The organism is Streptomyces sp. 63XJN7_1_ISO-PGPR-S23-121 (genome assembly GCF_056173025.1).
This window is the reverse complement of record NZ_CM149653.1, coordinates 3,619,649-3,636,902: the sequence shown is the minus strand read 5'-3', so window position 1 is coordinate 3,636,902 and position 17,254 is coordinate 3,619,649. Positions and strand designations below refer to the sequence as shown.

16 protein-coding genes and 2 pseudogenes are annotated in these 17,254 nt (G+C 72.4%); 10 read left to right on the top strand and 8 right to left on the bottom strand.

Translation table 11 applies throughout. From position 1 onward, the window contains the following. Nucleotides 1-99 precede the first annotated feature (99 nt). Both AC0VYN_RS15905 and AC0VYN_RS15900 read right to left on the bottom strand, forming a co-directional pair. The gene (locus AC0VYN_RS15905; protein ID WP_475536563.1) at nt 100-2,001 is read right to left on the bottom strand and encodes a CASTOR/POLLUX-related putative ion channel; all 1,902 of its coding nucleotides are present in this window, start codon (nt 1,999-2,001) and stop codon (nt 100-102) included. Between the two features lie 460 nt (nt 2,002-2,461). After that, a complete protein-coding gene (locus tag AC0VYN_RS15900) occupies nt 2,462-2,632 on the bottom strand; it encodes a hydrophobic protein (protein ID WP_161163313.1) in 171 nt (56 codons plus the stop codon). Between the two features lie 248 nt (nt 2,633-2,880). On the opposite strand from AC0VYN_RS15900, the gene AC0VYN_RS15895 reads away from it, so the two are divergent. Further along, nucleotides 2,881-3,405: a P-loop nucleotide/nucleoside kinase family protein gene (locus AC0VYN_RS15895; protein WP_475536562.1), complete on the top strand. Its 525-nt coding sequence runs from the start codon at nt 2,881-2,883 to the stop codon at nt 3,403-3,405. A gap of 86 nt (nt 3,406-3,491) precedes the next feature. On the opposite strand, the gene AC0VYN_RS15890 is transcribed toward AC0VYN_RS15895, so the two are convergent. After that, nucleotides 3,492-4,124 (bottom strand): type III effector protein, encoded by a 633-nt coding sequence (locus AC0VYN_RS15890; RefSeq protein ID WP_475536561.1) that lies wholly within the window; start codon nt 4,122-4,124, stop codon nt 3,492-3,494. 126 nt (nt 4,125-4,250) lie between these two features. Here AC0VYN_RS15890 and AC0VYN_RS15885 point away from each other — a divergent pair, with 126 nt between their 5' ends. Together AC0VYN_RS15885 and AC0VYN_RS15880 are read left to right on the top strand one after the other, a co-directional pair. Next, a complete protein-coding gene (locus tag AC0VYN_RS15885) occupies nt 4,251-4,682 on the top strand; it encodes an Hsp20/alpha crystallin family protein (RefSeq protein WP_475536560.1) in 432 nt (143 codons plus the stop codon). A 173-nt stretch (nt 4,683-4,855) separates the two neighbouring features. Beyond that, on the top strand, nt 4,856-5,293 hold the full coding sequence (locus AC0VYN_RS15880) for a DUF2267 domain-containing protein (protein ID WP_385465226.1): 438 nt from the start codon (nt 4,856-4,858) through the stop codon (nt 5,291-5,293). Here the strand turns inward: AC0VYN_RS15880 and AC0VYN_RS15875 are convergent. Beyond that, a complete protein-coding gene (locus tag AC0VYN_RS15875; RefSeq protein ID WP_475536559.1) occupies nt 5,248-5,499 on the bottom strand; it encodes a hypothetical protein in 252 nt (83 codons plus the stop codon). The two genes, AC0VYN_RS15880 and AC0VYN_RS15875, sit on opposite strands and share 46 nt — an antisense overlap. 93 nt (nt 5,500-5,592) lie before the next feature. Between AC0VYN_RS15875 and AC0VYN_RS15870 the strand changes: the two genes are divergently transcribed. Next, on the top strand, nt 5,593-6,603 hold the full coding sequence (locus AC0VYN_RS15870) for a helix-turn-helix transcriptional regulator (protein ID WP_475536558.1): 1,011 nt from the start codon (nt 5,593-5,595) through the stop codon (nt 6,601-6,603). Between the two features lie 29 nt (nt 6,604-6,632). Here AC0VYN_RS15870 and AC0VYN_RS15865 read toward each other — a convergent pair whose 3' ends face one another. Further along, nucleotides 6,633-7,370, bottom strand: a complete 738-nt coding sequence (locus AC0VYN_RS15865) for a flavodoxin family protein (protein ID WP_475536557.1) — start codon at nt 7,368-7,370, stop codon at nt 6,633-6,635. 319 nt (nt 7,371-7,689) lie between these two features. On the opposite strand from AC0VYN_RS15865, the gene AC0VYN_RS15860 reads away from it, so the two are divergent. Further along, the gene (locus AC0VYN_RS15860; protein WP_475536556.1) at nt 7,690-8,682 is read left to right on the top strand and encodes a hypothetical protein; all 993 of its coding nucleotides are present in this window, start codon (nt 7,690-7,692) and stop codon (nt 8,680-8,682) included. Between the two features lie 30 nt (nt 8,683-8,712). Here the strand turns inward: AC0VYN_RS15860 and AC0VYN_RS15855 are convergent. Beyond that, a pseudogene (locus AC0VYN_RS15855) lies at nt 8,713-9,567 on the bottom strand (helix-turn-helix domain-containing protein); the annotation flags it as partial. A 29-nt stretch (nt 9,568-9,596) separates the two neighbouring features. On the opposite strand from AC0VYN_RS15855, the pseudogene AC0VYN_RS15850 reads away from it, so the two are divergent. The 4 genes and pseudogenes from AC0VYN_RS15850 to AC0VYN_RS15835 all read left to right on the top strand — a co-directional run bounded on the left by AC0VYN_RS15850 (nt 9,597) and on the right by AC0VYN_RS15835 (nt 12,765). Then, nucleotides 9,597-10,630, top strand: a pseudogene (locus AC0VYN_RS15850) (saccharopine dehydrogenase NADP-binding domain-containing protein). Nucleotides 10,631-10,723: 93 nt separating this feature from the next. Beyond that, nucleotides 10,724-11,395, top strand: a complete 672-nt coding sequence (locus AC0VYN_RS15845) for a HEAT repeat domain-containing protein (protein ID WP_475536894.1) — start codon at nt 10,724-10,726, stop codon at nt 11,393-11,395. Nucleotides 11,396-11,398: 3 nt separating this feature from the next. Then, the gene (locus tag AC0VYN_RS15840; protein WP_475536555.1) at nt 11,399-12,397 is read left to right on the top strand and encodes a MerR family transcriptional regulator; all 999 of its coding nucleotides are present in this window, start codon (nt 11,399-11,401) and stop codon (nt 12,395-12,397) included. A gap of 107 nt (nt 12,398-12,504) precedes the next feature. Beyond that, nucleotides 12,505-12,765, top strand: a complete 261-nt coding sequence (locus AC0VYN_RS15835; protein ID WP_475536554.1) for a GlsB/YeaQ/YmgE family stress response membrane protein — start codon at nt 12,505-12,507, stop codon at nt 12,763-12,765. Between the two features lie 92 nt (nt 12,766-12,857). Here AC0VYN_RS15835 and AC0VYN_RS15830 read toward each other — a convergent pair whose 3' ends face one another. Both AC0VYN_RS15830 and AC0VYN_RS15825 read right to left on the bottom strand, forming a co-directional pair. Further along, the gene (locus AC0VYN_RS15830) at nt 12,858-14,261 is read right to left on the bottom strand and encodes an FAD-binding oxidoreductase (RefSeq protein ID WP_475536553.1); all 1,404 of its coding nucleotides are present in this window, start codon (nt 14,259-14,261) and stop codon (nt 12,858-12,860) included. 124 nt (nt 14,262-14,385) lie between these two features. Beyond that, a complete protein-coding gene (locus AC0VYN_RS15825; RefSeq protein ID WP_475536552.1) occupies nt 14,386-16,272 on the bottom strand; it encodes an ABC transporter ATP-binding protein in 1,887 nt (628 codons plus the stop codon). A gap of 230 nt (nt 16,273-16,502) precedes the next feature. Between AC0VYN_RS15825 and AC0VYN_RS15820 the strand changes: the two genes are divergently transcribed. Further along, nucleotides 16,503-17,237: a D-Ala-D-Ala carboxypeptidase family metallohydrolase gene (locus AC0VYN_RS15820; RefSeq protein WP_475536551.1), complete on the top strand. Its 735-nt coding sequence runs from the start codon at nt 16,503-16,505 to the stop codon at nt 17,235-17,237. Nucleotides 17,238-17,254 lie beyond the last annotated feature (17 nt).

The window sequence follows — 17,254 nt, the reverse complement described above, 5'->3', positions numbered from 1 at the left end:
TCCTGTCAAGTGCCGTCACTTATTCCCCGCAATCTTGCGAAGTCACCCGGCCTGCACCGGACGAGGCGGCGCCGGCCGGCGGAGCCCCACCTGCCGCGGTCAGTCCCGGCCGATGACGACGACTTCGTCGCCGGTGGCCCATCGGCGACGCTCGGTCTTGGGCGGATTGATCCGCAGACCGTACGCGGGGCCGCTGGACACGTCCCGGTGGTCGCGGTAGCCGATGGCACATTCGCCGCGTTCACGTGCCGCGGCCACGAGGGTGGCGAAGGACGTCTCGTGGTCGGGCAGGACGTAGTCCGTTGCGGGCCTCAGGTGGATCGCGGCGCCTTCCCCGGCGAACAGCTCCTCGAAGACCGCCGCGAGGTGCCGGTTCTGGGAGATCTGCGCCATCAGCAGACCGATGAGCTTTCCGCTGATGATGACGTCGGCACCGGGGTTGATGGGGGCCAGTGCCCGGTTGCGGTCGTCGATCAGCTCGGTGACGACCGGCAGTTCACGGCCCGTCTCCTCCTCCACGTGGCGCAGCAGCAGGAGGGTGGCGAGTGTCCGGTTGTCGGGCTCTTCCGGAGGCTGTCCCGGAGCGGGGTCACTGCCGAGCACGATCACGCTGTCGTACGAGGCGATGTCCAGACGTCGCAGGGTCTCGAGACACATCACGTCTCCCCGGTGCAGTCGCACGGCGAGCCCGGCGTCCCACCCGTCACCGGTGTCGAGCGCCTGCCGGACGGGAGCCTCGGCACCGTCCGCGACGACGTCGACGACGGAGCCGGAGCGGACGCGGCGCCGGAAGTGGTCGACCATGAGCGGTGCCCGCCGGTTCCAGCCCAGCAGGAGCACGCGCTCCGGGCCCGTGACCGCCGTCCGTCCGGACGCCATCGCCTGTTTCTCGACCGCCTCCGAGCAGTCCTTCGGCGAAGCGGTGTCGTCGTCACGGCTGATGACGATGAGCCGGTCCCCGGCACCGATCGGCGTCTGCGCCGGCGGGCCGAGGAGCGGCACGCCGTCCCGCATCAGACCGACCACGCTCGACGTCGTGTACGCCAGGAGCGTGTCGCCGAACGGGCGCCCCACCCAAGAGGGTTCGGTGGTCAGGTAGAACTCGTCGCCGGCGAAGTCGAGGAGTTCGCGGTGGATGAGGGAGAGCCCGGGACGGCGGGCGGCCTGGACGATCAGTCCGGCGGTGACGGTGTCGCTCTCCAGCACGATGCCGTTCGGTCCCGCGGCCAGGGAGGCGGCTTGCCGGAACCGGTCGTGGCGCACGGCGGCGACCACGACGGGGCCGGCCGTACCGCCCCGCGGGAGGGCCGCTTCGAGGGCGAGCAGGGTCCTGACCACCTCCGCGTCCGCGTCCGGCTCGTCGTGGGGCAGGACCACGATCGAACCGGCCGCGGCGGGATTGATCAACGCGAGGACCGCCGGATCGGTGGTCGGGCCGCTGCGGCAGATCAGCCGGGTGGTGCAGAACGACCCGAGACGTGAGAGGAGTTCCTCCTCCATGGCGGTCTTGTCCCGGTCGGCCAGCACGACCACCGCCCCGCGCCGCTGGTTGGCGTTCGCGGCCACGAGTTCGCCCACCACGGTGAAGACCTGCTCGGACCAGCCCAGGACCACGGCGTGGCCTTCTTCCAGGACGGTGGAACGGCCTCGTCGCAGGTCGGTCAGCCGCTCGGTGAACGCCGTGGTGATCAGGCCGACGAGAGTGGACACGTAGAGCAGGGCGACCAGTGCCAGCAGGACCGACAGCAGAACCCGCACCGGGGTGCCGGTCGCTCCGCCGAGCCGCAGTGTCTCACCGGTGAGGCGCCAGACCGCGACGAGCCGGGCCCCGAGGGGCTTCGGCGCGTTCGGGTCCGTCCACACCATGACGGCGCTGGCCGGGACGACGAACGTCAGGCACAGGAGCACCAGCCAGCCGACGAGAGCGGATGCGCCACGGCTCAGCGTGGAGTCGAACCAGTAACGCGCCCTGTCGCCGAGCGGAGTGCGCCGCTGCGCCACCTGTCCCCCTTCGCCACCCCGTGCAGAGGCCCGGGCACCCCGGTGATGCGGCGCCTGTCCCCCGTGCCCCCGGCATTGCACGACCCTGGACGGCACAACGGCAGTGTGGGGGATCCGCCGCCTGACCAGGCGCGGTTCGGGGCACGTTCACACGATCGGGAGCAGCCGCACCACCGGTCGTCGCCTCGGGGCGCTCGGGGCGTCGGTCCCGCGGGCGAGGAGGTGCAGGGTTCCCGCTGCTGCGCCCGCGGGGCCGACGTGACGTCCAGTATCCCTCGTTGCACCCGGTACGCCGGATACGGGCGCCGAGTCCGTTTTGATCGCGGGTCCCCGGCGGGGGGGCGGACCGCGCGGAGGGCGCACGCAGAAGGGTGGGCCCGGACCTCGTCGGCCCGAACCCACCCTTCGCACGCCGCCGTCGGCGGCGGCGCGATCTGCCGCGCTCAGTCCTCCGCAGGCATCACCATCGGTACCAGCGGCCCTTGCGGCCGCCGCCGGCCGCCGGGCGGACGACGAAGCCGAGCAGCCACACCACCAGCACGATCACCGCGACCCACCACAGGGCCTTGAGCGCGAAACCCGCACCGAAGAGGACCAGGGCCAGAAGAAGAACCAGAAGCAGGGGAACCATTGTCATCAACCTCCTGGCCGTCGTGTGCTCTTATCCCGCCCTTACAAACACCCAATCGCCGCGTTCTTTTCACGGAACCGGGGGCATACGCTCACATCGCGCGTCTTCCCCGCTCGTGTGCGACGAGTCGTCGGGGCGACAGGCACCCCGGCCCCGGTCGGGTTTCGGGCGGGCGATGAGGGCGGCCGACGCCGCTCCGCTCCCCCGGCTGCGGCCATCTGCGCCGCACACACCGCTACCGTGGGTCCGTGATCGTATGGCTCAACGGCACCCATGGCGCAGGCAAGACGACGACCAGTGCGCTCTTGCAGCAACTGATCCCGGGTTCACGGGTGTTCGACGCCGAGAAGGTCGGCGAGACGCTCATGGACATCACGCCGGGCCTGCCGGAGACGGACAACTTCCAGCACTGGCCGCCATGGCGGCCCCTGGTGGTCGAGACCGCCCGTCACGTACTCGACTTCACCGGCGGCACTCTCGTGATCCCCATGACCGTCCTGGTCGAGCAGTACTGGCGCGAGATCAGCGCCGGTCTCGCGCGGTACGGGATTCCGGTGCGGCACTTCGTCCTCCATGCCGACCAGGACACCCTGCGCAGGCGCATCGCGGGCGACACGGTCCTCGGCCCCGACTCCCCCTTCCGGCTCGCCCACCTCGAGCCCTACGCCGAGGCGGCCCGTGGATGGCTGCGCACACGGGCCGAGGTCGTCGACACCACTCACCTCACACCCGGCCAGGCCGCCCGGCGGATCGCCGGGGCCCTCAAGAACTGAGGGCCCGACAAGCGGCCCGCCCTGTCAGCGGGGCCGGCCGGCACTGCGTGCGGTCCGACCCGCCGGGCCCCGGGACGACGGGTGGTTCAGGGGGGTGTGAGGGTGTCGAGCCGGGCGGCCAGGTCGGGGTGGGCGGCGGCCAGATGGGGGCGGGCAGCGGCCAGGGGGGCGATGAGGTCGGCGGGGTCGTCGTGGGCGAGGGCCGCGTGGAGCTCGCCCAGCGGGCGGCGGGCGGCCGGGGGAAGGTCGGCGAGGGCGGTGATCTGGCCGGCGAGGCGGCGCAGGTCGGCGGCGTTGGTGCGGGCCCAGGTGGCCGTGGAGCGTTCGGCGGCCCGGGCCTGACGGGTGGCCGTCACGCGTTGCTCGCCGGTGGTCCCGGCCGGGCCGGGCCGGCCGCGCAGGTAGCGGCGCTCGGCGGCCTGGCGGCTGGCGACGCCGAGCGGGTGGGCGAGGTCCGCCCAGCTGGCTCCCGCGTCCCGGGCCGTTTCGATCAGGCCGGTCTCCCACCCGGCGAGCCGCTCGCGCACCTGCCGCAGCAGCAGCAGGGAAGCCAGCGCCTGCTCCGGCCCGGGGCCGGGCTCTTCGGGCGTCTCAGGAGACTCTCGCTGGGCGTCGCGCAGGGCGCCGTCTATGGCGGCGAGAGCCGCCGCGGCGGCGAGGAACGACGCCGGGCTGTGGGCGTTCGTGCTGGTCGCGGGCGGTTGGTCGGCTGCGGTCACGGGCACCTCCTCGATATGTCATCACCTGGACGACACTGCGTTTGTCATCCGTTGGATGACATGTTACAACGGTGTCAGTGAGCGCATTGGCAGCAACTGCCCGAACCTGCTGGAGGTGTTCTTACGATGTTGATGCGCACCGACCCCTTCCGTGAGCTGGACCGGCTGGCGCAGCAACTGATGGGCCCCGGCACCTGGTCCCGGCCGTCGGCCATGCCGATGGACGCCTACCGCGAGGGCGACGAGTACGTGGTGGCCTTCGACCTTCCGGGCGTCCCCGCGGACGCGATCGACATCGACGTCGAGCGGAACATGCTGACCGTCAAGGCCGAGCGGCGGCCGGTGGCGAAGGCCGACGACGTACACGTGGAGCTGTCCGAGCGGCCGCTGGGTGTCTTCTCCCGCCAGATCGTGCTCGCCGACACCCTCGACACCGAGCGCATCCAGGCCGACTACGACGCGGGCGTCCTCACCCTGCGCATCCCGATCGCCGAGCGCGCCAAGCCCCGCAAGATCTCCATCGGCGTCGGATCCGGCCGCAAGGAAATCTCCGGCTGACACCGGCCGGACGAGTGCGGAGGGCGGGCACCCGATCTCCCCCTCGGATCCGCTCTCCGCACCCCGGTGACCTACCGCGGCGTCAGCGCCGTGCTCTTCGGCCGCCCGTGCCCACCTGCCCGTCCCGCGCCGGTGCCCGAACACCGGCCCAAGCAAGAAAGGCAACCACCCCAGTGATCTCCGACCGGCACGCATCGCCCCGGCAGCCGTACGGGACGGCGTACGAGCAGATGCTGGAGAAGGTCCGCTACGACGGCGCCTACCCCACCCGCGAGAGGGCCGACGAAGCCGTCCGCCTGGTTCTCGGCGGACTGGGGCGCCAGCTGACCGGCGACGAACGCGTCGACCTGGCCGGCCGCCTGCCCCTGGAAGCGGCATGCGTGCTGACGGCGCAGATCCCCGACACCCGGCCGCTGACCGGCTGGGCCTTCGTCAAGGACCTCGCCGCCCGCACCGGCGCCTCCCTGGCCACCACCCGCTGGGACACCGGCTCCGTCTTCTCCGCCGTCGCCGCCTACGCCGGCCCCGACCTGACCACCCGCATCCTCCACCAGCTCCCCAACGGCTACGCCCTGCTGTTCGGCCGCGCCGAGCTCGCCCCGGCCGCGTAGACGGCGACCTGCTCCCGGACTCGGCGGCCCCGTCCCTCGGGAGCCCTGGGCTGCCAGGGCTCCCGCGTGAGCCGCTGTGCGTGGCGTCGGCGTGCGAACTTCTCGACGGCCGCCGGGGTGACGGGGGTGAAGAAGTTGACGAGGTCGTAGAAGTCGACGAGGCGCGCTACGTCGCCGGTGATGATGCGGATCGAGACGAACTCCATGGGGATCTCCTTGGCTGTGCCGATGGCGTGCACTGCGCAGGCTAGGAGAGATAGTGGACAGAACCGGTCCTGTATTCGGGCTAGGTTGTGCACATGCCCCGACCTACCGCCCGCGTGCTGACACTGCTGGAGCTGCTGCAGTCGGGCGGCACCAGGACGGTGGCCGAACTGGCCGGCCGGCTCGGCGTCGAAGGGCGCACCGTGCGACGGTATGTGGACCAGCTGATCGACCTGGACGTGCCCGTGGAATCGGTGCGCGGCCGCTACGGCGGGTACCGGCTCGCTCCCGGGTACCGCCTGCCTCCGCTCATGCTCACCGACGACGAGGCGCTGGCCGTGCTGCTCGGCCTGGTCGCCGGCCGCCGCACAGGACTGACGCCGGCGCAGCGCACGGCGAACGAGACGGCATCGGCGAAGATCCGGCGGGTGCTGCCCAAGAACATCGCCCGCCGGCTCGACACACTCCTGGAATCCCTCGCCTTCACGGAACAGCCCGGAACGTCCGACACCCCGGACTCCGGCGTCCTGCTCGCCATCGCCGACGCGGTGCGCCACCGCCGACCGGTCTCGATCCGCTACACCGACCGCGACGGGCGGCGCAGCGAACGCACGCTGCACGCGTACGGGATCGTCGCGCACGCGGGCCGGTGGTACGTCACGGGCAAGGACGCCGGGATCAGCGAGGACCGCACCTTCCGGCTCGACCGCATCGCGGACGCGCGGGCCCTGCCCGGCACGTTCGAAGCGCCGGTGGGCCCCGGTCCGGCCCAGCGCGTGCTGTCGGCGTTCGCCACGGCCGAGTACCGGCACGAGGTGACCTTGCGGATCCACGGGACAGTCGAGCAGATCCGCGCCCACCTGCCCGCCAGCATCGCGAGCCTGGAGGAGCACGAGCCCGCGGCAGGCCAGGACCGGGCGACCGAGCGCTGGCTGCGCGTCGAACTGCGGGCGGAGCGGCTCGACTGGCTGCCTCCCGTACTCGCCTCGCTGGACCGGCCGTTCGTCATCGAGCGCCCCGACGAACTGCGCGACCTCGTCACCGCGCTCGCCGATCGCCTCGCGTCCCGTGCTCGCCAGGCCTCACCGCGCGAACCCCTGCCATGAGACGGCGCAGTCGCCGGTGGTACCGGCGGTCAGCGGTGTTCGGGGTTCTCGTAGTCGTGACGGCAGCCGGCGTCCCAGGCGGTGCGCTGGTTGCCGTAGGCGGGGATGCCTCCGGCGTCCTTGAGGAGCCGGGCCAGGTGGAGCAGGTTCCAGGTCATGAAGGTGACGTTGCGGTTGGTGAAGTCGTTGTCCGGACCCCCGGAACCGGCGTCGAGGTAGGAGGGGCCGGGGCCGGCCTCGCCGATCCAGCCCGCGTCGGCCTGCGGCGGAATGGAGTAGCCGAGGTGCTGGAGGCTGTAGAGGACGTTCATCGCGCAGTGCTTGACGCCGTCCTCGTTCCCGGTGATCAGACAGCCGCCGACGCGGCCGTAGTAGGCGTACTGTCCCGCGTCGTTGAGCAGGCTGGAGCACGCGTACAGGCGCTCGATCACCTGCTTCATCACCGAGCTGTTGTCGCCCAGCCAGATCGGACCGGCCAGGACGAGGATGTCCGCGGCCATGACCTTCTCGTACAGCGTCGGCCAGGCATCGCTCCGCCAGCCGTGTTCGGTCATGTCCGGCCAGACCCCGGTCGCGATGTCGTGATCGACCGCCCGTACGGTCTCGACCTGTACGCCCTGTCGTTCCATGATGCGCACGCCGCGGTCGATGAGCCCCTGCGTGTTGCTGCGCTCCGGTGACCGCTTCAGCGTGCAGTTGAAGACAAGAGCGCGCAGGTCGTCGTAGCCGGCGGGGGGCGCGTCGGCGGTGACTGGGCTGGTGTCCACGGTTCCGCTTCTCCTGGCGTCGTGCCACCGTGCCCTTCGAGGTGGCGCAGGCTCCTCATCGTGGGGGCCCGGCGCGCTCGACGGCGGCCACGGCACAGCGAGCGCCCGGCAATCACTCCGACGGCCGACCGGCGTCGTCGAGCGGGATCTCCCGGCAGCCGGTGCGGTGACCTCGTCATCGCCCCGTACGACCAGGCATGACGGCTCCGGCCGGTAAGGCGCCGGCCGGCGCAACCGAACGGCTGCCCGGGTCGTCCTACATCGAAGTCCAACCGGACCCCAGGCATCGGGCAGGAGCACCGTGGCGTCGAGAAGACGGATGAGGATCGGGATCGTCGTCGGTGTGGCCGTGCTGGTGGCCGCCGGCAGCGCGGTGGCCATCGCAGCCGGCGACGGCCGACGCGTGCTACCCCGCGCCTCGTACGATCCGTTCCGCGGTTCGGCCGCCGCAGAAGAGTGGGTCGCCCACGGAGACCACGCCGCCGTCGTCCGGATCACGCGGGAGTCGACGGCCGAGGCCGATCCGAAGGACGGCGACTACATCCCCCGCACGGTCACCGCGACCGTCGCCCAGGTCATCTGGTCCAGGCCCGGGGCACCGCGCCCGCCCGAGGAGGTCACTCTGCGGGCGCACGGCTGGTACACCACCCTCTGGGGCGGCAAGGAGGAGGCCGCACGTGAGGGAGCTCCGCGGCTCGAGCCCGGCCACACCTACGTCGTGGGACTCGTCGGCACCGCGAACGGGGCGGAGCTGATCGGTGACGACGCGGCGGTTCCCTACGACGACGAGACGTTCGGCCTGGGCGAGTTCGAGGGCCGCGCCGTCGTCCCCGACGCCTACCGCACGGCCGTCCGGGGTCTGCCCGAGGACGCGGTCGCCGAGTTCGCCGCCGGTGAGGCCCCCAGTCTCCGGACCCTGCGCGACGTCCAGCGGCTGCTGGAGGGCACCTCACCACGGAACGTCTACCGGCGGACGGCCCTGAGCCGCCTGCCCTCGGACCTGAACCTGGACCGGAAGGCGGACCGGCCCGTCGACGAAGGCGCCGGTGACCTCCCCGGCCGGATCAGCCGCCGCGTCTCCGCCCTCGACAGCGGCACCGACTACTTCCTGGCCGTCGCCTGCTCCGGCCGGGGCAAGGCCGTCACGGTCGGCCTCACCGTCGACGGGAGGACCACCACACGGCGGCTGCCCTGCAACACGGGCGGCGAGCTGGTGGCCGTCAAGCGGCCACGGGGAGAGGTGACGTATGAGATCTCCGCCGCGGAGCCGGACGTCGGAGCCGTGGCGTGGAACGTGTCGACAGCCCGCTAGGCGTCCGGCGGTACACGCGGGCCGGTGTCGCTAGCCGCCCTCGGGAGCCGGGAGGGCCCGGGAACGGAAGGTGCGGCGGTAGGTGTCCGGGGGAACGCCGACCGTGCGGTTGAAGTGGCGGCGCAGTGTCGTGGCGGTGCCCATGCCGGTGGCCGCCGCGACGGAGTCGACACTGTCGTCGGTGGTCTCCAGCAGTACCTGCGCGTGGCGGATCCGCTGGGTCAGCAGCCACTGCAACGGGGTGGTGCAGGTGGCGGCCCTGAAGTGACGGCCCAGATGGCGCGAGCTCATGCCCGCCCGGCGTGCGAGGTCCTCCACGGTCAGCGGCCGGTCGAGCCGTTCGAGGACCCACGGGAACAGTTCCGCGAGGGGGTGATTGTCCGGGGCGGGCACCGGAGTGGTGACGAACTGGGCCTGTCCTCCGTCCCGTTGGGGTGGCACGACGAGGCGGCGGGCGGCGGTGTTGGCGACGGACGAGCCGTGGTCGAGCCGGACGAGGTGCAGGCACAGATCCATGGCGGCGGCCTTGCCGGCGGACGTGAGCACGCTGCCGTTGTCCACGTAGAGGACGTCCGGGTCCACCGTCACGCGGGGATAGCGGGCGGCGAGGACGTCGGTGTGGGCCCAGTGCGTGGTCGCGCGAAGCCCGTCCAGCAGGCCGGCGGCGGCCAGCACGAACGCGCCCGTGCAGAGGGAGGCCACGCGTGCGCCCGCCTCGTGTGCCGCGCGTACCGCGTCGACCAGTTCCGCGGGCGGGTCCTCGTCGACGTCGGCCCAGCCGGGGAGGATCACGGTGTCGGCGTGCCGGAGCCGGTCGAGACCGTGGTCGGGTTCCAGCCCGAACCGGCCGGCCCGCACGGCGCCCGGCCCGCAGACGCCAGACCGAGCGGATCATTCGAGCGAAGGAAGCATTCATGACTGCGGGGCGCATGGTCACGGTGTACGGCGCGTACGGGCACACCGGCCGTTTTGTGGTGGCTCGGTTGCGGGACCGCGGGTTCGTTCCGGTGCTCTCGGGGCGCGACGCCGGGAAGCTGAAGGCCCTCTCGGCGGAGCTCGGCGGCGAGTGGGACGTCCGCCCCGCCCCGGTCGACGACCCGGCCGCGCTCGACGGCGCGCTGGCCGGTGCGGCAGCCGTGCTCAACTGCGCGGGCCCCTTCGCCACGACGGCCGCCCCCGTGGTCGAGGCGGCACTGCGCGCCGGCATTCCGTACGTGGACGTGGCGGCCGAGATCGAGGCCAACATCGACACGTTCACCGAGTTCGCGGACCGCGCCCGCGCCGCGGGAACGATCGTCGTGCCCGCCATGGCCTTCTACGGCGGCCTCGGGGACCTGCTCGTCACCGCCGCGATGGGCGAGTGGACGTCGGCCGACGAGGCGCACGTCGCCTACGGGCTGAGCAGTTGGCACCCCACCGCCGGGACACGTGCCGCAGGCGCGGTGTCCCGGGAGCGGCGGGGCGGCCGGGGGGTCCGCTACGCCGAGGGGCGTCTGCAGTACCACGAGGACGCGCTGCCGACCCTGGACTGGCCCTTCCCGGACCCGATGGGCACCCGGGCCGTCCTCGGGGAGTTCACGATGGCCGATGTCGTCACGGTGCCGAGCCACCTGCCCATTCCCGAGGTGCGCACCTACATGACCGTCGAGGCGGCCAGGGACCTGTCGGCCCCCGACACCCCGGCGCCCGCCCCGGCCGACACGGACGGGAGGTCCGCCCAGACCTTCCTCGTCGACGCCGTCGTGCGCTCGGGCGGGCGTGAGCGGCGGGCCGTCGCGCGGGGCACGGACATCTACGCCATCACCGCGCCGCTCGCCGTGGAAGCGGTCGACCGCGTCCTCACCGGGCGCACCAGGGCGACCGAGGTCGCCTCCGCCGGCCGGATCTTCGACGCGCCCTACTTCCTCCGCGCCCTCTCGCGCACATCGATCTGGAGCTGCACCGCTAGGGACTGCCCCACCCGCCGGCGCCCACGCCACGGCCGCCGTTTGACCTTGACACGGTGGCAGGGTCTTTCCTGCTGTCCGAGGAGGTGGTCTGGATGACGGTCACGGGACAGGGAACGGACACGACGCGAGCGCTCGAGGGATTGGCCGACAGCCGCCCGTCCGCGCGGCTGCGGGCCGCTCTCGCGGTGGGCACGACACCCGACCCGCGCTACGTCGACGAGCTCGTCGAGCGATGCGCGGTCGAACCCGAGTTCTTCGTCCGCGACATGCTGACCTGGGCGCTCGCCCGCCACCCGCTGCCCTTGACGCTTCCCCGGCTGCTCCGCGAACTGGGCTCGGCACGGGCGCAGGCCCGGAGTCAGGCCCTGCACACGCTGTCCAAGATCGGAGACGCGCAGGCGTGGCCGGCGATCACACCGGCGCTTCTGCGCGACGCCGACGACGAGGTGGCGCGCAGCGCCTGGCGGGCCGCGGTCGTGCTCGTACCGGACGGCGAGGAGCCGGCGCTGGCCACCGTGCTGGTGACGCAGCTCGGGCGAGGCGGAGGGGAGACGCAGCGGAGCCTCAGCCGGGCGCTGGTCGAGCTGGGTGAGGTGATCGTGCCGGACCTGCTCGCCGCGGAGTCGGCCCCCGACCCGCTCGTGCGCGCGCACGCGCTCGCCACCCGGCGCCTGCTGCGCGACCCGGAAGCCGGATTCGGGTTCCTGCTCGACGAGGCGAAGCGCATCGTGGCGCTCGGCGGGTCCGGTCATGGGGGAGGATAGGACGTGTTGATCGGTGAGGTGGCGCGACGGTCCGGGGTCAGCGCCCGGATGCTCAGGCACTACGAGTCGCTGGGTCTGGTCCGTCCCTCGGGGCGGACCGGTTCCGGTTACCGGGAGTACTCCGGGGAGGACATCCAGCGGATCTTCCAGATCGAGAGCCTGCGGTCGCTGGGACTGTCGCTGCGTGAGATCGGACGCGCGCTGGACGACCCGGGCTCCATGCCCTCGGCGCTTGTCACCGAGCTCATCCGCCGGACCCGTGAACGCGTCGCGGCGGAGACCGAGTTGCTCACGCGGTTGTGCCGGATCCACGCCGCGGACCCCGCCGGCTGGGAGGACGTCCTCCAGGTCGTGGCGCTCCTCCAGGCGCTGGGGTCGAAGAGCGCCGCCGCGCGACAGCGTGCGGCGCTCTCCTCGGCCGCCGGGGTGCCGGTGGAGGCCCTGGTCGAGGCGGCACTGCGCGAGACGGAGCCGAACGTCGCCGGAGCCCTTCGGTGGGCGCTGGCACGGTCGGGCGAGGGCGGTCCGGCGCTGCTGGCCAGGGCCCTGGGCTCACCGGAGGCCGCGGTACGGGAACGTGCCGTCCGGGCCCTCGCCGAGATGCCCGGTGACGAGGCCGCCGGACAACTGCGCGAGGCCCTCGCGCACCCCGACCCCGTGGTCCGCGGGCATGCCGCCCTGACGCTCGGCACGCGCGGTGAGGCGGACGCCGTCCCGGCGCTCATCGACCTGATCGTGGAGGGAAGGAACGACACCGACGCGGCGGACGCGCTGAGTGTGCTGGCGAGGGACACCACGACGGCGGACGTGATCGCGGCCGGGCTCGTCGGCCGTCTCACCCACGACGCCACGCCGGCACCCGCGCGCGGGCGGCTGACCCAGGCGCTGGCGGACATCCCCGGGCCGCGGGCGGCACGCGCCCTGGTGGAGTTGTCGCGGGACGCGGACCGTGCCGTGGCCCTGACCGCGACCTACCTCCGCCAACTGCGCGACACGCGGTGACGGTTCGCCTCCGCGAGCACCCGGCGTCGACGAGCAGGCATATGACCGTCCCCCAGGGGCACGCGAAGGACAACCTGAACTTCCGCAGCACCGCAAGGAGAAGAGTCGTGTCGTTCCTCTGGGCCATCATCGCGGGACTCGTCATCGGCCTGCTGGCCAAGCTGGTGCTCCCCGGGCGCCAGCCCATCCCGCTGTGGCTGACGACCGTCCTCGGCATCGTCGGGGCCGTCGCCGGCAACGCGCTCGCCACCGCGTTCGGCGTACGCGACACCGGCGGCATCGACTGGATCCGCCACGTCCTGCAGATCGGCGTCGCCGCTCTCCTCATCGCGGTCGTCACCCCGTACTGGGCCCGACGACACGCCTGAGGGATGCGTGAAGGGGTGTGCCCACCGGTCAGCACTGGTGGGCACACCCCTTCACGCATGCGGGGGCGCCGGCGAGGACTCGCCCGGCCGGGTCACGGCCTGCGCGCGGCCGGTGCGAACAGGCCCGCCGGGTCGTAGGCGGCGCGGGTGCGCTCGAGCCGCTCCTCGTGCGAGCCGAAGACCGCGCCCCGCAGCTCGCCCGCGTCCTCACCGAGCCCGGCGAAGTTGACGTACGCACCGCCGCTGGAGAACGGCTTCATCGCGTCCCATGCCGAGCGCGCCCAGGCGATCGCGGTCTCGTCCAGCGCCGGGTCCCGCCAGCCCGCGTCGATGCTCACGTTGTAGCGCGCGGACCGGTGCGCGAACGCGCTGTCGTCCGGGCCCACGCGTGCCACCGCGCCGCCCAGGGTGCGGACGACGATCAGGCTCTCCGGAGTCGGCCGCCGGGAGTCCCAGTCCAGCAGGGTCCGGATGGCCTCGTCCGTCAGCTCCTCCATGAAGTGCGACTTCATGAAGTAACGCTCCCCGTCGGGGAACCGCCAGGTGTTCGCGCTCTGCAGGGCAACGTACGGCACGGTTCCGCTCAGGTCCATGAGCGGCGGGCCCAGGTCGCGCTGCGGCGCCAGCGCGGCGGTGGCCTCGTCGCCCGGCGGGCCGCCGTACACGGCGCCGACCATCACGCACTTCGCCCGGTGCAGTTCCTGCGGGATCGCGGGATCGGCGGGGACGCTCCAGAGCAGGAGCTCCGGCGTGACCGTGTCCGGCGCGGTGTACGTCGCGTCCCGCCAGGCCCGCAGCACGTCCTCGGCACGTTCGTACGGGTGCAGGACCAGCACCCCGGCCACCTCCGGACCCAGCGGATGCAGGCCGAACTCGAAGGAGGTGACGACGCCCAGGCCCCGGCCCCCTCCGCGCGCCGCCCAGAAGAGGTCGGACTCCTCGTCCCGGCTCGCCGTGCGCACCATGCCGTCCGCGGTGACGATCTCCAGCGAGCGGACGCTGTCGCAGCTCAGTCCGAAGGTCCGCATCACGAACCCGAAGCCGCCGCCGAGCGTGAGACCCGCGATCCCGGTCGCCGAGATCTCCCCTCCCGGCGTGACGAGCCCGTGCAGTTGGGTCTCACGGTCCAGTTCGCCCCAGGTGACGCCCGCCTGGGCGCGCGCGGTGCGGGCCTCGGGGTCGACGTGCACGCCCTTCATGTGCGACAGGTCGGTCACCAGGCCGTCGTCGCAGACGCCGCTCCCCGCGACCTGGTGGCCGCCGCCGCGGATGCTCACGACCGGCCGGTGCTCGCGCGCGGCCGCCACCGCCTCGACGACGTCGGCCGTCCCGGCGCACCGCGCGATCACCGCGGGCCGGCGGTCGATCAGCCCGTTCCACACGGCCCGGGCTTCGTCGTAGGCGGGGTGGCCGCGGTCGATCACCTCGCCGCGCAGCGCCGACCGGAGCCGCTCGGTCAGGGCCTGTTCACGTGCCGTCGTCTGCTCGCTCGGCATGGGACTTCACCTCTCCCGGGCGCGACGATGCGAGCTGCCCCTCGTTTCCACGCTAGGCCGGATCGGACGCCCCCGCATGGCGGCGAGGCCGGCCGGTCCGGCCGCCTCGGGGGCGCCGTGTTCCCTATCCGCCGACCTCGGAGGCCCGAGTCGCCGGGCCGGCCGGCCCGGGCAGCCCGCCGGGGCCGGCTCCCGCAACCGGTCCGGTGGCCGGCTCGGCGCGCTCGCCGAGGAAGCCGCCCGACTGGTGCTGCCACAGTTTGGCGTAGGCACCCTCCCCCGCGAGCAGCTCCCCGTGGGTGCCCTGTTCGACGACGCGTCCGCGGTCGAGTACGACGAGCCGGTCCATGCCGGCCACGGTGCTGAGCCGGTGGGCGACCACGAGGGCCGTACGTCCGTCCATCAACCGCCACAGGGCGTCCTGGACGAGGAGTTCGCTCTCCGAGTCCAGCGCGCTGGTCGCCTCGTCGAGCAGGAGGATCGGGGCGTCGCGCAGGATGGCCCTGGCCAGGGCGACGCGCTGACGCTGGCCGCCTGAGAGCTTGATGCCCCGCTCCCCCACCAAGGTGGCGAAACCGTCGGGGAGTTGGGCGGCGAACTCCGTGACGTGCGCGGCCGCGGCCGCCGCGTGGATCTCGTCGTCGGTGGCGCCGGGCCGGGCGAAGGCGATGTTGTCCCGCAGGCTGCGGTGAAACATGGCGGGTTCCTGCGGGACGTAGGCGATCAGTGAGCGCAGGTCCGCCTGGCGCAGCCGGCGGATGTCCTGGCCGCCGATCAGGATGCGTCCGTCGTCGATGTCCGACATCCGCAGCAGAAGCCGGGTGAGCGTGGTCTTGCCGCCGCCGGACCGGCCGACCAGACCGACCCGTGCGCCCGCGGGCACGTCCAGGTCGAGTTTCTCGAAGATGGGCTGCGCACCGGCGTGGGCGAAGGTCACGGCCTCGAAGCGGATGCCGGTGTCCCGCGGCAGGAGGGGTTCGGGCGCCTTCGGATCGAGCACGGTGGGCGGATCCAGCAGCAGCTCCGTGAACTGCGCGGCCTCGGTCATCGAGCTTTCCAGACGCCGGTAGATCTGGTTGAACTCGAACATGATCTGGGTCGCGTTGGAGTAGTAGGTGAAGGCGACGACGACCTCCTCCACCCCTTGGCCCGGGCCGCCGAAGGCGATGGCGACCAGGAGGCCCAGCACGTTGGTCAGCACGGACATGGGGGCGATGAGGATGTCGACGCGCAGATTGCCGTAGTCCCAGGACCTGAGCGTCAGGCGCCGGGAGTCCGCGACGCGGCTGCGGTGTTCGTCGGCCTCCCGCCGCTCGGCCGCGAACGCCCGGATGGTCTCCATGTTCGCCAGGCTGTCGGCGACATGGCCGGAGACGCGGGCGATCGCCGCTTCACGGTCGTTGACGAGCCTCTGCCGGCGACGGATCAGAGGCGTCGCGGCGAGCACGGTCAGCGCGATCATCACGAGAAGGCCGACCACGAGCATCGGCTCGTAGCTCCACAGCACCGCGGCACCGAACACCAGAGGGACGAGGCTGCCCACGATCCGGTACGTCAGAGTGTCGACGAAGTCCTCGAAGCGCTTGCCGAAGCTGAGCACCCGTTTGGTCAGGGAACCGGCGAAGTTGTCGTGGAAGAACGCCGCGTCCTTGGCGAGGAGTTCGTCCATGCCCTCCACGTACAGATGCTCCATGCCGAGGGCGTCCACGCGGTTGAGGCAGTGCTGCCCGACCCGCCACACGGCCTCGGCGAGCAGCAGGGTCACGCCGAAGCCCAGTACGTAGGGCAGCGCCGAGGTGAGGGTGAGACCGCTGTCGTCGGCGGCCTGTCCGGCCAGTTTGGCGATCAGCAGCGGGGCGACGTAGCGGATGCCGATGTTGCCCACGGCCGGCAGCAGCAGCGCGGGCAGGGCCAGCAGTCTGAGTCGCAGCAGTTCCCGGCCGTAGCGGCGCAGGGCCAGAACGACCGCGCTCCTGCCCGGCGTCGGCCCTCGCGTATCTGTTGTTCCCATCACGCTCCCGGAGGTTCGGAAGCCGGAAGTCTCCCGTCGGGCGAGGTTCACGGTCCAGGCATTTACCGCGGATTGGCGAGAACCGGACACGCCCTGAGCAGCGCGGCATGCGCGATCCCCGCCGCGAGCGGGGACGCCGACTTCACTCCTCCGGGTGACCATTGACGCGCGTAGCCCGTTGCCGCACGCTGGGCTTCGGTTGTTGTCGGCTCAACGGTCGGGAGGCCCGGATGTTCAGACGCGCGTCACGCCTGCTTCTCTCGCTTGTCATGCTCATGACTGGTTTGGCGATCGGGGTGGGCGCCACCGCCGGCACCGCGCACGCCGACTCCTGCTACACCTGGAACCGCACCCTCTCCCAGGGGTCCTCGGGCAGCGACGTGACCCAGCTCCAGATCCGGGTCGCCGGCTGGGTGTCGTCCGGCGAGCGGCTCTCCTACGACGGTCAGTACGGCGCGCGGACCGCCGCCGCCGTCAAGAAGTTCCAGGCCGCGTACGGCTTGAGCGCGGACGGGGTGGCGGGGCCCGCGACCTTCAGCAAGATCTACGCCCTCCAGGACGCCGACTGCACGCCCGTCCACTTCAGCTACGCCGAACTCAACAAGTGCAACTCCGACTGGTCCGGCGGCGCGGTCTCCGCGGCCACCGCCAAGTCGAACGCGCTCAAGACCATGTGGAAGCTGGAGGCGATGCGGCACGCCCTCGGCGACGTCCCGATCAGCATCTCCAGCGGATTCCGCTCCCGCGCCTGCAACAGCGCGGTCGGCGGCTCCACCACCAGCCGTCACCTCTACGGCGACGCGGCCGACCTCGTCGGCTCGCCGTCCTTCTGCCGGCTCGCCCAGCAGGCCAGGACGCACGGCTTCTCGGAGATCCTCGGCCCGGGCTACCCCGGCCACAACGACCACACCCACGTGGCCTTCGACCCGTCGCCCTACTGGTCGGCTCCCACCTGCGGCATCTGATCCACCGGCGCCGCCCC

Excerpts from the sequence above, each read along its gene's own strand:
- AC0VYN_RS15900 (WP_161163313.1), bottom strand. The coding sequence starts at position 2,632 with ATGGTTCCCCTGCTTCTGGTTCTTCTTCTGGCCCTGGTCCTCTTCGGT.
- AC0VYN_RS15885 (WP_475536560.1), top strand. The coding sequence starts at position 4,251 with ATGTTGATGCGCACCGACCCCTTCCGTGAGCTGGACCGGCTGGCGCAG.
- AC0VYN_RS15875 (WP_475536559.1), bottom strand. The coding sequence starts at position 5,499 with ATGGAGTTCGTCTCGATCCGCATCATCACCGGCGACGTAGCGCGCCTC.
- AC0VYN_RS15870 (WP_475536558.1), top strand. The coding sequence starts at position 5,593 with ATGCCCCGACCTACCGCCCGCGTGCTGACACTGCTGGAGCTGCTGCAG.
- AC0VYN_RS15860 (WP_475536556.1), top strand. The coding sequence starts at position 7,690 with ATGAGGATCGGGATCGTCGTCGGTGTGGCCGTGCTGGTGGCCGCCGGC.
- AC0VYN_RS15845 (WP_475536894.1), top strand. The coding sequence starts at position 10,724 with ATGACGGTCACGGGACAGGGAACGGACACGACGCGAGCGCTCGAGGGA.
- AC0VYN_RS15830 (WP_475536553.1), bottom strand. The coding sequence starts at position 14,261 with ATGCCGAGCGAGCAGACGACGGCACGTGAACAGGCCCTGACCGAGCGG.
- AC0VYN_RS15825 (WP_475536552.1), bottom strand. The coding sequence starts at position 16,272 with ATGGGAACAACAGATACGCGAGGGCCGACGCCGGGCAGGAGCGCGGTC.
- AC0VYN_RS15820 (WP_475536551.1), top strand. The coding sequence starts at position 16,503 with ATGTTCAGACGCGCGTCACGCCTGCTTCTCTCGCTTGTCATGCTCATG.